12 protein-coding genes are annotated in these 15,800 nt (G+C 41.5%); 3 read left to right on the forward strand and 9 right to left on the reverse strand.

Annotated features, from left to right (window positions below):
• Positions 1 to 3: 3 nt before the first annotated feature.
• Positions 4 to 774 carry a TIGR04219 family outer membrane beta-barrel protein gene (locus PSH54_RS04035; RefSeq protein ID WP_004585848.1) on the forward strand — a complete coding sequence of 257 codons (771 nt, stop codon included), beginning with the start codon at positions 4 to 6 and terminating at the stop codon, positions 772 to 774.
• 24 nt (positions 775 to 798) lie between these two features.
• On the opposite strand, the gene PSH54_RS04040 is transcribed toward PSH54_RS04035, so the two are convergent.
• Positions 799 to 1,686: a TIGR03899 family protein gene (locus PSH54_RS04040; RefSeq protein WP_273605555.1), complete on the reverse strand. Its 888-nt coding sequence runs from the start codon at positions 1,684 to 1,686 to the stop codon at positions 799 to 801.
• Positions 1,655 to 2,236 (reverse strand): SRPBCC family protein, encoded by a 582-nt coding sequence (locus PSH54_RS04045; protein ID WP_273605556.1) that lies wholly within the window; start codon positions 2,234 to 2,236, stop codon positions 1,655 to 1,657. The genes PSH54_RS04040 and PSH54_RS04045 overlap by 32 nt, the downstream gene beginning before the upstream one ends.
• Before the next feature lie 141 nt (positions 2,237 to 2,377).
• Here PSH54_RS04045 and PSH54_RS04050 point away from each other — a divergent pair, with 141 nt between their 5' ends.
• Positions 2,378 to 4,579 (forward strand): bifunctional diguanylate cyclase/phosphodiesterase, encoded by a 2,202-nt coding sequence (locus PSH54_RS04050; protein WP_154945326.1) that lies wholly within the window; start codon positions 2,378 to 2,380, stop codon positions 4,577 to 4,579.
• Positions 4,580 to 4,684: 105 nt separating this feature from the next.
• A complete protein-coding gene (locus PSH54_RS04055) occupies positions 4,685 to 6,865 on the forward strand; it encodes a YgiQ family radical SAM protein (RefSeq protein ID WP_273605557.1) in 2,181 nt (726 codons plus the stop codon).
• Positions 6,866 to 6,951: 86 nt separating this feature from the next.
• Here the strand turns inward: PSH54_RS04055 and PSH54_RS04060 are convergent, their stop codons facing one another.
• The 7 genes from PSH54_RS04060 to lptD form a co-directional block, all read right to left on the reverse strand.
• Positions 6,952 to 8,967, reverse strand: coding sequence for a methyl-accepting chemotaxis protein (locus PSH54_RS04060; RefSeq protein ID WP_004585853.1), 2,016 nt, complete (start codon positions 8,965 to 8,967; stop codon positions 6,952 to 6,954).
• Between the two features lie 112 nt (positions 8,968 to 9,079).
• Positions 9,080 to 9,898: a symmetrical bis(5'-nucleosyl)-tetraphosphatase gene (locus PSH54_RS04065; protein ID WP_273605558.1), complete on the reverse strand. Its 819-nt coding sequence runs from the start codon at positions 9,896 to 9,898 to the stop codon at positions 9,080 to 9,082.
• A gap of 11 nt (positions 9,899 to 9,909) precedes the next feature.
• The gene (apaG, locus tag PSH54_RS04070; protein ID WP_004585855.1) at positions 9,910 to 10,299 is read right to left on the reverse strand and encodes a Co2+/Mg2+ efflux protein ApaG; all 390 of its coding nucleotides are present in this window, start codon (positions 10,297 to 10,299) and stop codon (positions 9,910 to 9,912) included.
• On the reverse strand, positions 10,283 to 11,089 hold the full coding sequence (gene rsmA, locus PSH54_RS04075; protein WP_004585856.1) for a 16S rRNA (adenine(1518)-N(6)/adenine(1519)-N(6))-dimethyltransferase RsmA: 807 nt from the start codon (positions 11,087 to 11,089) through the stop codon (positions 10,283 to 10,285). Before rsmA ends, apaG begins: the two co-directional genes overlap by 17 nt.
• Positions 11,086 to 12,078 carry a 4-hydroxythreonine-4-phosphate dehydrogenase PdxA gene (gene pdxA, locus PSH54_RS04080; protein WP_024031517.1) on the reverse strand — a complete coding sequence of 331 codons (993 nt, stop codon included), beginning with the start codon at positions 12,076 to 12,078 and terminating at the stop codon, positions 11,086 to 11,088. Before pdxA ends, rsmA begins: the two co-directional genes overlap by 4 nt.
• Positions 12,079 to 12,080: 2 nt before the next feature.
• A complete protein-coding gene (surA, locus tag PSH54_RS04085) occupies positions 12,081 to 13,376 on the reverse strand; it encodes a peptidylprolyl isomerase SurA (protein ID WP_064385734.1) in 1,296 nt (431 codons plus the stop codon).
• A 92-nt stretch (positions 13,377 to 13,468) separates the two neighbouring features.
• Positions 13,469 to 15,721: an LPS assembly protein LptD gene (gene lptD / locus PSH54_RS04090; protein ID WP_273605559.1), complete on the reverse strand. Its 2,253-nt coding sequence runs from the start codon at positions 15,719 to 15,721 to the stop codon at positions 13,469 to 13,471.
• Between the last annotated feature and the right edge of the window lie 79 nt (positions 15,722 to 15,800).

Here is a 15,800-nt window from a genome sequence, read left to right on the forward strand (position 1 = left end):
AAAATGAAAAAGTATTGTTTAGCAGCTGCCCTTTCAATGGCATGTTTAGCCCCTGCAGCACAGGCAGACACTCTATTAGGTTTATATGTAGGTGTTGATGGCTGGCAGTCAGATAACGACGGTCAGTTTTCTTACAAAGATAACGCACCACAAGATTTTAATTTTGAAGACGAAACCTTTATTAGCTACTACGCGGCACTAGAGCACCCAGTGCCATTAGTTCCTAACCTAAAGCTTAAATACACTGAGCTTGAACTTAATGGCTCAGCAACCCTTACTGATACGTTTAGCTTTAATGGCTCAGATTACGTAGTTGGTACAACTGCAAATACATTAAGTGATTTAACTCACATTGATTACATTCTTTATTACGAAATTTTTGATAACGATTTAATTTCAATTGATTTAGGTTTAAACGCAAAGCAGTTTGACGGTGACATTGTTGTAACTGGTACCACTCAACAAGGTGGCACTAACTTCTCTGAGACTAAAGATTTTTCGGGCTTTGTTCCACTTGCGTATGGCCGTGCTGAAGCAGGCTTACCATTTACGGGTTTAAGCGTGTTTTTTGAAGGCAGCTTTTTAGCTATCGACGATAGTAAAGTACAAGACTACCAAGTAGGCGTAGCGTATGAGCTTATTGATAACCTAGCGGTAGATGTAGCTATTAAAGCGGGTTACCGCTCAATGACGTTAGAGCTAGATGATGTTGATGATATTAATACCGATATTGACGCATCAGGCCCATTTGCGGGTATTCAAGTTCACTTTTAATTAGTGAGCTTACAGCGTGGTGTGTTATTTATTAACATGCCACGTTAAATCAAATTCTCCCTCCAATGCATTATTAATTAATTGCTTATACACCTTATTTACAGGGTAATTAATAAGCTTAGAAAGCTCATCGCCTGTTTGGGTAAACTTGTAATAGCTTAATACTAAGTCACTGCTTTTAGCTTTTAACGTCACTTTTTGCGATAAAAACGACAGGGTGAGTTCTTGACCTGCTTTTAATACCGCCGATTCTATTTCTTTTCTGTAGAGTAAATTAAGATCCATGAGCGTTAAAATGTCAGGAAAGCTGATCCCCGTTTTTCCTAAATTTAGCGATACCTTATTGCCTTTTCGTAGTAAGTCGAAAAGCGAAGGCTTTTTATAAAACCCTAATAAGATAAAGTGACTGTCGTCTTTTGCGTTGTAGCTGCTCAGCGATACACACTTTTGTAATGCATCTGCTTCGCGTTGGGTCATATGCTTGAGTGTTTGTAAGCTTTTTATAGAAAATGTACCGGGGTTGAGGGTCTCGCCAGTTAAAATTTTAGCCCACAGTGTTTGCATCGATTCATTTGAGGTGTCTTCACATAGGGCAATAAAGCGTTCTATCCAGTCGGCATCTGGTTGCTTATTACTTGCCACATCGGGGCAAAATTCCATTGCTTTAGCTAAAATGGTTTCTATATTTTGCTGCTGTTTTATAAGCAGTAAATCTTGGTGCTTTTGGGCGCGCGCTAAAATAGGGTTATCGCTATTTATGTGATAAAGCGGGTTTAGATCGCCTTTAGAGCCGTAACTTTGATCTGTACTTGGTTGCCCAGTATTTGTGGTTATTTTTTTTACGGGGTAGCCAAGTAAAGACTCAATGATATTGGCGAGGTTAATTCTCGCTTGGGCTGATTTTACTGTCATCGTTATCCAGCTGTGTTTTTTGGTCGCGTAATTGCGCCACTGTTAGTAAGTTATTTAAGCCAAGTGACACTGTATTGCTTAATACATACTCGCTAAAAATTGATAGATAACCCGAAATTAGCGGGGTATTGGTTTGGCCATTAATATTACACGTTACATTTACCACACCTTCTACTTCGGTAAATGTAATTTCACCTTCAATAATATGCTCATTTTTTAAAAGTGCATTAAAGGTCATTTTATTTTGCGAAAGCGAAGTAATGGTCATTTCTCCATACCCCCAGTCACTTTGCCACGATTGATGCGCGCCTATACCGCGACTAGGTTCGCCTAAAGTAAAAGTGATAGAAGGATCTACTTTGCCCCAAGGTGACCATGTATGCCAAAGGCTAAAGTCAGACACCAGCGATTTAACGGTCGCTACATTGGCATTTATTTGTATGTTTTTATTTACGCTGTAATTTTGCGGCAGGGTTAAACCAATCAAAATAGCCACTAAAACTAACAATAAGAGCGTTTTTATAAGGATTTTAAAAAATTTAATAGGCACACCTTTTACGAGTTTTTTAGTTTGAAATATAACAACTTTTTATTAATCGACTATAGTATGAATTAGCCTATAAACCAAAAATATATTTTTAGCACATAGGTATGAGCTTATATAAGTATTAAAACTGATAAAGGGTAGATAATGTCGTCAGAGCAAAGCGATTTTTTATTTTTAGCGCCAGACAGCGAAGAAGAAATAACCCAAGAATTATCTGATTTTTGGGATGTTTTGATCGTTGATGACGATCCTGAAATACATTCAGTGACTAAGCTTGCGTTATCGGGCGTAGAGTTTTGGGGGGCAGGGCTGCGTTTTCACGATGCGTACTCTGGCAGCGAAGCCATCGAAATACTCAAAAACAATAATACAATATCCGTTATTTTTTTAGATGTAGTGATGGAATCTGATGATGCGGGTTTGCAAGTTGTAAAACGCGTACGCGAAGAGCTTAACAACCAGCATGTGCGAATTATTTTACGTACCGGCCAAGCGGGCAACACCCCAGAAGAAAAAGTAATTCGCGAATATGACATTAACGATTATAAAACAAAAACAGAGTTAACTCGTTCTAAATTAGTAACTTCTTTAATTACCGCTATTCGCTCGTACGAGCAAGTATGCCAACTTGAGTATCAAAGTGATGCGATGAACACCATTGTTTCGGCTTCAAAGTCTATTTTAGGGCTTACCGATATTAAAGTGTTGTGCAAAGAGATTATTAAACACTTGGGCATTATTTTAGAGTGTCAACAAGTTGGCTTGGTATGCAGTAAGCTAGATGGCGATAACTTTATTCAAGTATTGGGTGGCAGTGGCCATTATGAGAGCTACTTTGGTGAAAAGCTTGCTAATGTTGATAGCGTTGCGCTTGAACAAGTAGAGCAGTGTTTTGAGTCGGCTCAGCATTGCCAAACCGATTCGAGCGTAACTTTTATTGTTAAAAGTAAGCACCGCCAGGCTGCTATTTATTTAGAGTGCGAGCATAAACCGAGTGATGCGCAGCTGCAATTTGCAGAGATTTTTCTTACTAATGTGAGTGTAGCCCTTGATAACGTAAGGCTGTTTGTAAAACTAAGAGATGCGGCCTACAAAGATGTACTAACCGGTATTTCTAATCGTACTAATTTTATTGAGCGGGTGGTGCGTTATCAAAAACCACATGTTAATGACTACGTTTTTGTATTAATTGATGTGATTGGTTTTGCTGATATTAACAATGGCTTAGGACAAGAAATTGGCAATCATTTGTTAATCGAGATTGTAAAGCGGCTTAAAGATGCTTACCCAGACGCAAAGTTATTGTCGCGTATTGGTGCAGATGTATTTGGCTTTATTATTCGCCAAACGGAGTTTGACCTTGAACAATTTAACGACGTGCTAAGTGTGCCTTTTAGTGCTGGCGAGCATATTTTGCCTGTCGATTTTAGAATTGGTTTATGTCAGCAGCAAGACTTTCAAAGTACTGGGTTAGATACACTCAAAGTTGCCTATATTGCATTAAACCAAGCTAAAAAGCTTAAATGCAAAGAGGGTATTTACTACGATATTGATATGCAAGACAAAATGGCTTGGCGCTTAGGTATTATTAGGCAGTTACGTCATGACTTTGCTCGGCAAAAACTCCAAGTGTGGTATCAGCCTCAGCTTTCACTTGATAATTTATCTTTAATTGGCTGTGAAGCATTGCTGCGCTGGCCATCAGAAGATGGCTCGTTTATATCTCCTGCGGTGTTTGTGCCTTTAGCAGAGGATGCCGGTTTAATTGTTGATATTGGCCAATGGGTTTTAGAACAAGCTTGCCAACAGCAAAAACGCTTAGAGGCACTCGGTGAAGAAATTTGCATTGCTGTAAATGTATCTGTGCCGCAATTTAAGGTTAAAGGCTACGCTAAAACAGTAAAAAACACCTTACAAAAGTACGACGTTAAACCCTGCAATATAGAGTTAGAAGTGACTGAAAGCGTGGTAATGGATGAATTAGAAACCGTGATCAATACCCTAAAAGAGTTAAAAGAATTAGGCGTAGAAGTGGCGATTGATGATTTTGGAACGGGCTTTTCTTCATTAAGTTACTTACAAAGTTTACCGCTTGATAGGCTTAAAATAGACCGCGCATTTGTAAAAGATTTACCTGATAACGATACCGGTGCTATTGCTGCTTTAGTGGTGTCGCTTGGTGCTAAACTAGGACTAAAAACAATTGCTGAAGGTGTAGAAACACAGCAGCAGGCAGAGTTTTTGAAAAACTTAGGGTGTGATGAAGTACAAGGTTTTATGTACGCTAAGCCAATGCCTGAGCACGAACTTTTAGAGTTTATTAAAGAGCGAAATAAAAAAACTTAATATCAACAGACTTTACAGTAGGCGCGATATCTCTAGGCAATGTTGTATAAATAAGCAATGTATTAGGATATAATTCGCGCCTTTTGTTATTCTACGGCCAAAACTATGAGCTCCCTTAAAGCTGAACGCGCGCTATTTTCATACCCCAAATATTGGGCTGAATGTTATGGCACCGCCCCATTTTTACCTACCACTCGCGAAGAAATGGACGCTCTTGGCTGGGATAGCTGCGACATTATAATTATTAGCGGCGATGCCTATGTTGATCACCCTAGTTTTGGTATGGCGGTAATTGGCCGTGTACTTGAAGCGCAAGGCTTTAGAGTGGGTATAATTGCTCAGCCAGATTGGCAATCAAAAGATGCCTTTATGGTGCTTGGTAAACCAAACTTATTTTTTGGTGTAACAGCCGGCAACATGGATTCGATGATCAACCGCTACACGGCTGAAAAACGAATGCGCCATGACGATGCCTATACACCAGGTAATGTGGGCGGCAAGCGCCCTGACCGTGCGGTGATGATTTACTCTCAGCGCTTACGCGAAGCCTACAAAGGTGTGCCTATTGTTATTGGTGGTATTGAAGCAAGCTTGCGCCGTATTGCTCATTACGACTACTGGCAAGAAAAAGTACGCCGTAGTATTTTATTTGATGCCAAAGCCGACATCCTTATTTATGGTAATGCAGAGCGCCCGCTGGTGGAAGTAGCCCACCGTATAGCCGCTGGCGAAACTATGGATACAATTCAGGATATTCGTGGTACAGCGGTTATTCGTAAAGAGCCAATACCGGGCTGGCGCGGAAGTGATTCAACAGCGATTGATAAAATAGGCAAAATTGATCCTATCCCAAACCCCTATGGGGCTGATGATGTTGGGTGTAGTAAATCAGAGTTTAAGCAAGCCGGTATTGATTTAAAAGCCGAGGCCGCTAAACCCATTACCATTCAGCCTGCGCGCCCTAAACCGTGGGAAAAAACATACGTTAAACTGCCTGCATTTGAGCAAGTAAGCGTTAATAAACCGCTTTATGCTCATGCCTCGCGCATTTTGCACCAAGAGACCAATCCAGGTTGTGCTCGTGCGTTATTTCAGCGCCATGGCGATCGCTCTATTTGGGTTAACCCGCCGGCATTTCCGCTCGAAACCCATGAGATGGATGATGTATTTGGTTTGCCTTATCAGCGTATACCGCACCCAAGTTATGGTGATGCAAAAATACCAGCCTACGATATGATTAAAACGTCGGTTAATATTATGCGTGGCTGTTTTGGTGGCTGTTCGTTCTGCTCTATTACCGAGCATGAAGGACGTATTATTCAAAGTCGCTCGCAAGAGTCGATTATTGATGAAATAGAACAAATTAGAGATAAAGTACCTGGTTTTACCGGTGTTATTTCTGATTTAGGTGGCCCAACGGCCAACATGTATAAATTACGCTGTACGAGCAAAAAAGCAGAAAGTACCTGTAGACGACTTTCATGTGTTTACCCTGATATATGTAAGCACATGGATACAGATCATACACCTACTATCGATTTATACAAAAAAGCCCGTGAAGTGAAAGGCATTAAAAAGATTTTGATCGCCTCAGGCGTTCGTTACGATCTAGCCGTACAAGACCCTCGCTATGTAAAAGAGTTGGTGACGCATCATGTGGGTGGCTATTTAAAAATTGCCCCTGAGCACACAGAAGATGGCCCTTTGTCTAAAATGATGAAGCCGGGCATGGGTGCTTACGATCAATTTAAAGAACTATTTGATAAGTACTCAAAAGAAGCAGGTAAAAAGCAGTACTTAATACCGTACTTTATTTCAGCGCACCCAGGTACCAAAGACGAAGACATGGTTAACATGGCATTGTGGCTTAAATCTAACGACTTTAAGTTAGACCAAGTACAAAACTTTTACCCGTCGCCTATGGCCAATGCAACCACCATTTACCATACTGAAATGAACTCGTTGCGTAATATTAAAAACAATAAAGAGCAAGTACCCGTGCCAAAAGGAGCGCGCCAACGTCGCTTACACAAAGCCATATTGCGTTATCACGATCCATCGGGTTGGCCAATGATCCGCGATGCACTGCGTAGTATGGGGAAAGCCAATTTAATTGGTAAAGGCCCAAATTGCTTAGTGCCAGAAGAAGGCCGCGATGAAAAAGCACATAAAGGCGCTGGTAAAGGAGGGCGCCCAGCCTTAACGCGCCATACTGGGTTTAGCCAATTTAAAAAGGCTAACACTAAGCCTAAAGTGGGCGGCAATCGCCAGCGTGCTTCTCGCTAAGCGTTAAAACAAGTAAACAAAAAACCCGATACTGAGTAACAGTATCGGGTTTTTTATTGCGTTAATTTACTGCTGTTAGGTGTGCATTACACCTTAAAGTTTTCTACCGATATTCTTAGCTCTTCAGCAAGTTTGGCTACTTCTGAGCTTGAAATGTTTGTTTGATTTGCCCCCTCAGCTGTTTGCTCGGCTATGGCTACAATAGATTCTAAACGTTCACTAATTTCTTGTGATACTTGTTGTTGCTCTTGAGCTGCGGTAGAGATTTCTTCACTTACATCGTGTGCTTGCGATACGGCAAGTGTAATTGAGTCTAATGCGCTGCTTGCTAAGTCGCTTTGTTCAACACATGATTCTGCTTGCTGTTTACCTTTATCCATTGCTGTTACAGCCGCTTCTGCGCCACTTTGAAGCGATTCAATCATAGATTGTATCTCTTGGGTCGACTCTTGCGTTTTGCTTGCCAATGAGCGTACTTCATCCGCTACTACCGCAAAACCTCGGCCATATTCACCGGCACGTGCTGCTTCAATTGCAGCGTTAAGTGCTAATAGGTTGGTTTGCTCTGCAATGCCGCGTATTACATCTAAAATACTGCCTATAGATGCGCTGTCTTGATGAAGCTTATTAATAACACCTGATGCATCGTCCACCTCGCGAGCAAGTTGCTCAATAGTGGCTTTGTTTTGATGAGATATACCTTTTACACGTTCAGCTTCTTTATCGGCATTTTTAATTTCGTTAAGTGCCTGCTGTGCGCTGTTACTTACTGTTTGCGACGTGCTGCTCATTTCGGTTGTGGCGGTTGCCGCTTGCTCTACTTGTGCTTGTTGGTTACGGATAGCTTGGCTTGACTCACCGGTAATGGCCGATGTTTGCTCAGACGCCGCTGCTAATTGAGTTGAGCGTGAAATAATGCCCTTAATTAAGCTACGTAAGCTATCTATAAGGGTGTTACAGCTTTTTGATAGCTCGCCAAATTCATCTTTTGCAGAGTCATCTAAGCGTTGGGTCATATCACCGCTGGCAACAATATCTAAAATCCGATTAACCTCAGCCAGTGGCTTAGTGATTCTATTAACGGTAAGAATCGCAATTGCAATTGCAATTAACGTTGCGATGATCATACCTGCCCATGTCCAGAGCGTCGCTGAGTCTACATCCTCGCGAACACCTTCTTGTAATTTGTAAGCTACAGTACTTGCTTGTGTTACTAAATCATCAATTTGCGACAGTGCCATAGTGGTCGCTTGCTCTGATTGGGCAAGTTCTTTTTCGGTAAGTGCGATAGCGTCAATAAGGCGCTGCTTATTGGCCGCTAGGCTATTATTACCGCTGATATTTTCTATCAGCGTATCAACGTATGCTTGTAAATCACTGTATAGGTCGTTGTTATCTTGCTCTATAGCTGGCTTTATTAACGTTAAAGTACGAATTACTTCGTCAAGGTAATAAGCTTGCTCATTTTTTACAATATCTAAGGTGTTTGTCGTCTTAACCGTGAGCATATCGGTACTGTTACTCACCACAGACATAAAGTTGTTTTCTAAGTTATTGGCGGCTTGGTAAGCGCGTGGGTGATTTTGCTCAAAGTTAGTAATATCTGTGATATCAAGCACGACTGAATTGGCATCTTCAGCTGCAATCTCAATTGTTTCAAGCTGTGCTGTGAGGGTTTTATTAAGTGCTAGTTGTTTATCTTTATCAGCTAATAGGTTTTCGACCGTACCTAAAAAGCTTAAGTAGGTTTTTTCTACAGCTTGGCTTTTTTGACTCAGTGATGCATCGTTTTTTACAACACGTTGAAGGTCGGCGTGCAGCGAGTTGAATTTGTCTTTTTGCTCAAGTACTTTTTGTTTTATAGGGGTGAGCTGTGCGCTTGAGGTGGTATAAAAACTAGCTTGGGCTGCTTTACTCATTAAAATAAATTCAGCTTGTAGTTCTGAGCTTTTATTAAGCGCGGGCAGTGATAACTGGTTTACCTGCTGGGTAGAGCGGTCAATGCTCGCAATTTTTATTAAAGAGTTACCACCAATGATTATGAGTAATAAGGTGATAAATATAAAACCACACCAAATTCGTTGGCTTACTGTCAGATTCATATGGATTTCCAATTAAAGTACTTCAATCACATCTTATCGGCTTTTTAACCAATAAGTTAAGCAATTAATATCTATTAATTTAAATTTAACATATGTGCTGGGGTTTTACAGTTTATTTAGATAAAAGCGTCGGCTTTTCTACTATTTTTTGCTTAGTTTGCAAGTTCATCATCGTTAAAGCACCGCCCCATACGCATCCGGTATCGAGCGCATGTATGTGATTGAGCTGAGTAACCCCTTCAAGAGCGGCCCAATGGCCAAATATAAGGTTGTTTTCTAATGCTTTTACATTAGGGTGAGTGAACCAGGCTGTTAACGTTTTATTATCGCTAATTGCGCCTTTCGCACTAAGCTCTAACGTGTTGTTGCTGGTTAAAAAGCGCATGCGGGTAAAGTAGTTAACAATGTACCTAAACTTATCAAATTCGTTTAAATCGTCATGCCATATAGCGGGATGAGGCTGATACATTTTTTCAAAAAAGTGCTTAGCATTAGCCGATTGATAACAACGCTGAGCAAACTGTGCGTGTTTAAGTGCGCTTTCTATAGACCAATTAGGGTTAAGCCCTGCATGCGATATAAAGCTGCGGTGCTGTGCTAAATAAATAGCAAGCGGCTGAGTTTGCAAATAGGCGATATAGTGAGGAAGCTTTTTACTATCAAAAATAGCACCGAGTTTATCTTTGGGGTTGATTGGCTTATTAAGATAGTGACAGGCAACCATGTGTAAATCATGATTGCCTAAAGTAACAGTCATGCTGTCTTGATGGCGATAAATATAATCTAGGCAGGCTAGGGAGTCCGGCCCACGTGCGACGATATCGCCCACTAAATAAAGGTGATCTTTGCTTGGGTTAAAGTCAACCCGTTTGAGCAAGCGGCTAAACTCTTTAAAGCAGCCTTGTAAATCACCAATTGCGTAATCAGCCATGGCGCTTTTTACTAATGTAAAATGTTAGGGCACGCTAAACGAAATACGCTTATAGGTGCTTCAAACTCAGAGCCAAACTCATTGCGCAGTGTGTAGTGTCCCTGCATGGTGCCAACAGGGGTATCTAATATTGCGCCACTGGTGTATTTATAAGTTTCGCCTGGGCCTATAACGGGGGTTTCGCCCACAACGCCTTCGCCCTCTACTTCAACTTCTTTACCATTGGCATCGGTGATCAACCAATAACGGCTCAAAAGTGTAGCGCTGCAAAGACTGTGGTTTTTAATTGTCACTGAGTAGGCAAAAACGTACTTTTCTAGCTCAGGCTGAGATTGCCCTTCAACATAAAAAGTCTCTACAGAGACTTTTACAGGAGAGCCAATATTACTGCTTGTTGTCATAAATCCAATTAGCTATATCAATAAATTGTTGTAACGTTAGGCTTTCAGCACGCAAAGTAATATCAATACCAATGCTGGTAAGCTCATCTGCGGTGAGTAAGTTGCCTAAGCTGTTACGCAATGTTTTACGGCGTTGATTAAAGGCTTCTAAACACACGGTGTTTAAAATTTTCACGCTTTTAGCGGTACGTTGCTCGGCTTTTTTAGGGATCAGACGAATAACCGCAGAGTCTACTTTAGGTGCTGGTTTAAAACACTCTGGCGGTACTTCAACCACGGGCATTGCGTGGCAGTAGTACTGTGTCATTACACTTAAGCGGCCAAAGGTTTTGCTGCCTGGGCCTGCAACCATACGTTTTACTACTTCTTTTTGCAGCATAAAGTGCATGTGCTCAATATGATCAGCAAACTCAAAAAGATGAAACAGTAATGGCGTAGAAATATTGTAAGGCAGGTTACCAAACACTTTTAATTTTTTGTCATCGCGTACAAGGCTTGCAAAGTCAAACTTCATTGCATCGCCTTGGTTTACGTTTAATTTAGGACCTAAAAAAGGGTGCTCAATTAAACGCTGAGCTAAGTCTTTATCTAGCTCAACAACAGTAAGTTGGCCGCTTAAATCGGCAACAGGTTCGGTAATTGCGCCTAAACCTGGGCCAATCTCTACTAGGTTGTCTTGTGGTTTAGGATCGATTGCAGTCACTATTTTATCAATGATAGATTCATCAAATAAAAAGTTTTGCCCAAAACGTTTACGGGCGCGGTGTCCTAAATGTACTTTATCGGTCATTGATTCTGTGCTTTTTCATGGGCGAGCTTAATTGCTTCGCGGATCGCTAATTCAAAACTGCCAACTTCAGCGTCACCGGTGCCTGCTAAATCAAGCGCAGTACCGTGATCAACCGAAGTGCGGATAAATGGTAAACCTAAGGTTATATTTACCGAGTTACCAAATCCCTTGTATTTTAGCACAGGTAAACCCTGATCGTGATACATAGCAAGCACGGCATCGGCTTGAGAGAGGTATTTATCCTGAAATAGGGTATCGGCAGGAAGCGGACCAATTAAATTCATGCCTTGGCTGTTTAAGAGCTCAAGCGTAGGTGAAATTGTTTCTATTTCTTCAGTGCCTAAATGACCGTCTTCGCCGGCATGGGGGTTTAATCCACACACTAAAATTTTCGGTTGCTCAATACCAAACTTAGTTTGTAAGTCGTGGTTTAAAATACTAATAACTTTAGTTAAGCGCTCTTGTGTAATTGCACGCGATACATAAGCCAGCGGTATATGCGTTGTTACTAGGGCAACACGCAAGCCTTCAGTTGCTAGCATCATTACTACATCAGAGGTGCCCGACTGCTGAGCAAAGTACTCAGTGTGGCCACTAAAGGAAATACCGGCTTTATTAATAATCCCTTTATGAACAGGGCCCGTGACAACGGCATCAAAGGTACCGTCCATATTTTTTTCGCTGGCAATACGTAAGGTATCAAGCACGTATTGGCCGTTTAAGTCGTCTAGTTCACCTAGCTTAACGTCAGTGCCTAAATCTACTTGGTGAATATAAATGCTACCTGCAGGCGCTATAGCTGCAGGGGCATTTTCATCAAAATCAATTAGCTCAATATTAAGGCCCAAGTGTTGAGCGCGTTCTTTTAATAACTGTTTGTCGGCGATAGCGACCAGTTGAGCTTGCCATGGTTGCTGCGCTAATTGCAGCAGCAAGTCAGGGCCAATCCCCGCGGGTTCACCCGGGGTAATTGCAATTCGTAATGTCATAATTACTCGTCTATAGGGAAAATTTCAACATGGGCTTGTTCGCGCATTTCTTGCTGCCAGTTAAAACTTTCTTCTTTAAATTTACGATTAAACAACATGCCGTGCGCACGGTTACGTTTAGCTAGCTCGGTTTTATCTGCTACACGTTTATCTAAAAGTTGTACTATGTGCCAACCAAATTGTGTTCTAAATGGTTCACTAATTTGATTTTTATCAAGTGATAACAAAGTATCTTTAAACGCCGGTACATACGTTGTAGGGTCAGTCCAATCATACTCACCGCCTTTAAGGGCTGAGCCTGGATCTTCTGAGTATTCTTTAGCAAGCTCAGCAAAGTCAGCGTTTCCTGCGCGTAAATCTTTGGCAAATCCTGCTAGCATGCTACGTGCTTTTTCTTCACTTAAAATAATTGAAGGCTTAATAAGAATATGGCGTGAGCGTACTTCTGTAGTTTCTACTAATTGGCGACCACGTACATCTTGCACCTTAATTATATGAAAGCCAGCACCCGAGCGAAGCGGGCCAACAATAGCGCCTTTCTTTTGACCTTTTACAGCTTCGGCAAATAACGAAGGCATTTCGTTGATACCCATATAACCGAGTTGTCCGCCTTCAAGCGCTTTTGAGCCACCTGATGATGAAATAGCGATGCGTTTAAACTCTTGGCCATCGTTTAATAGCTCAATAACTTTGTCAGCACGGGTTTTAGCACTGGTGATTTCATCTGCTGTTGCATCGTTAGGAATATCAATAAGGATGTGGCCAATATCATACTCTTCAGAGTTTTGACCTTGGCTTTCCATTATTTTTAACAGGTTATCTACTTCTTGTTGGCTAATATAGATTCGACGATCTACATTGGCACGGGTAACCTGTTGGGTGGTGATCTCTTTACGAATTTCTTCGCGGTAGGCTTGAAAGCTCTCGCCAGCGGCTTCAATGGTACGACGAAGATCGGCAATGCTGCCGCCTTGATCTTTTGCCATATTCGCGAGTGTTTGGTCTAACTGACTGTCTGAAATTTCAAGGCCCATACGTTCAGCCATTTGCATCATAAGCGTTTGGTTAACTAAACGCTCAACGGCTTGTACGCGAAGCGTTTCGTCTTTAGGAAGTTGTTGGCCTTGCTCTGCGGCTTGCTTTTTAACACGATTAATTATGGTGTCTACTTCACTTTTTAAAATTACGCCTTGGTTTACAACACCAATTACTTTGTCGATTTCCTGTGGGGCGGCAAATGCGCCATGGCATAAGCTTAAGCTTAAAATAGCTGTTGATAATAGTTTTTTTAAATTCATATTCTTTTTACTACTCTTCTAATAGTACTGCTTTAAAACAGGGCGTACTGCATTTTAGGGCTTTAAAGTATCACCTTAATTGCTCGTTTGCCTTAATTATTAAGAAAATACGGTCTACGGTAGCCAAAAATACCTTGTTGTAATAATTTTTGTGCATCGTAACGGCTCTTACTGCCAAGTCCTTTTAATACAAAGTTTAAACTAATACCTGAATCAAAAGTGGCTTGTTGCTGCCCGATAGACTGATTTAAATCGGTTTCAATCTGACGGTGACCAGTAATTTGGATTGCCCAACAGCATGATTCATACTGTAATCCGCTTAAAAATTCGATGCTTCGATTATTTTCAAGGTCCCGGTGGTAGCTTGCAATAAATTGCCACTGATCACTAATTGGGATACTTGTAAATACACCCGTTTGCTCGATTGTATTTCCTGAGACATCATTTGCATAGCGATGGTTCAATTGAACTAGCTCATTATTGTCACCTTTGTAATCGAGGGTGACATTTGACTGGATCATTTGCTTACCATACGTGTCGTATTGCATACCCGCTGAGAGGTACCAACGGCGGTGCCAATGTAGCATTGTTTGCGCTGCAAAAAGGGCGTTGTAGTTTGTCTCTGAGTCTAAATCTTGCTCGGTAGGTTTAGCCGAGTCGTTTAGGTAAAAAATTTGACCCGCGCTAAAGTTAAACACTTCTTCGTGTTTATTATCAAATAAGCGTGTTGTTGCACCTAACGTAAATTGGTTAGCTGCGGCTATACGGTCTACACCCGAAAAGCGCGTATCTCTAAATAGGCCAAAAAAGTCATCCTGTAGGCGAGTGGTGTCAAATAGACCTATCTCAGATTGATCCTTATTAGGGGTATATAAATACTGTATTTGTGGCTCAAGAGTTTGAATGCCATCCTCAAAAAAAGTCGAGGTGTCACGTTCAAAGTTAAGCTGCGAGTACAAACGTACTTTTGGCAAGGTACGCGAAACGCTATCGCTATATTGAGTGCCCGTTAAATTACCACTTTGCTTGTAGTTAGTTTGCAATAAGCTCACTTCTGAGAGAAACGACCACGCATGTGTTGCGTAGTTAAAGCGCGCTTTTGGCTCTACGTGTACACGGGTAGCACTGTCTATGGCAATTTCTGAAGAGTCGTTGGTAAAGTGGCTTACTTCACCCGACAAACTAAAGTCAAAGTTATCAAAACGCCATGGGGCGGTTTGTGTAAAGCTAATTTGTGGAACCGCGGCATACGACTCTAAGTGATCGCCCAGTACTTCAAAGTTTTGAAATTTAATATCGGTACGCCATGTGTCACCAAGGTGAGTCACAGAGCCGGTACGATAAAGTTGGGTATCGGTTTTATTTGCGTAATTAGAGCTTAAATCGGTGATGTAGTTGTCATCACTGACGTTAGTTACATCAATATTGGCGCGCCAGTCTTCACTTAAATAGCTTTGTTGCTGCCAATGAAACATATAGCGCTCATCAAGGCTTGGCTCCGAATCATCGCTATCTAAATACTCAATACCGACTAAGCCTTCATGTTGCTCCGTGAGGTATCTAAACTCAGTTTGCAATTGTAAGCCTTTGCGCGACATATAACGTGGTGTAATAGTGGCGTCAAAATTAGGCGCAATATTCCAATAATAAGGCGTAACAGTTTCAAGGCCGTAACGGTCGGAGCTCGAAATGCTAGGTGTTAATAAGCCCGACTTGCGTCGCTCATCCAATGGAAACGTGAAATAAGGTAAATATAAAACGGGGGTATCAAGAATACGTAAAACGGCATTATAGGTTTCGCCCCAGCCTTCTTCACGAGAGAGGTTAATTTCGTCGGCTTCTATTTCCCACACGGGTGTATCGCTTGGGCAAGTAGTAAAGCTTGCATTCATTAACAATAAGCCAGACTCGTTGACAGTGAGTTTTTCGGCGCCACCTTTACCTTGTTGCGCTGTTAAGCTGTAATCGGCACCTAGTAGGCTTATTTCTGAATTATTTAAATCGGCATTTAAACCTGAGCTGTTTACTTGGCTTACACGGTCTTGATAAGTAATAGGGCCTGTTGCATTAAGTAAACCGCGCTGTTTATCTATAAGCGCAGTTTGTGCGGACAAACTCATATCAAGGGTGTTAATATCAACATTGCCGGTAAATTCAGCGCTTTGTGTGCCTAGGAGCTCTACATCGTCAGCTTGTATATCAACCGATCCTACCGCTAAGTTTGGTAGAGGTTGCCAAGCTCTGGTTTGCATTGAAATGCCACATAAATTGTGTGCCAGTTCAGTTTCGGCAAGCGATGGTGCGCTAATTACGCCTAGCATCAATATGCCCCAGGTTTTGCTCATTTATCGACCTTAATGCTCTTTGGTTTATTATAAGCTAGACATAATAAAGGAAAACAATGGCAAATACAGTAATTGACCT

Source organism: Pseudoalteromonas sp. Angola-30 (assembly GCF_028599215.1).
Taxonomy (GTDB): Bacteria; Pseudomonadota; Gammaproteobacteria; order Enterobacterales; family Alteromonadaceae; genus Pseudoalteromonas; species Pseudoalteromonas atlantica.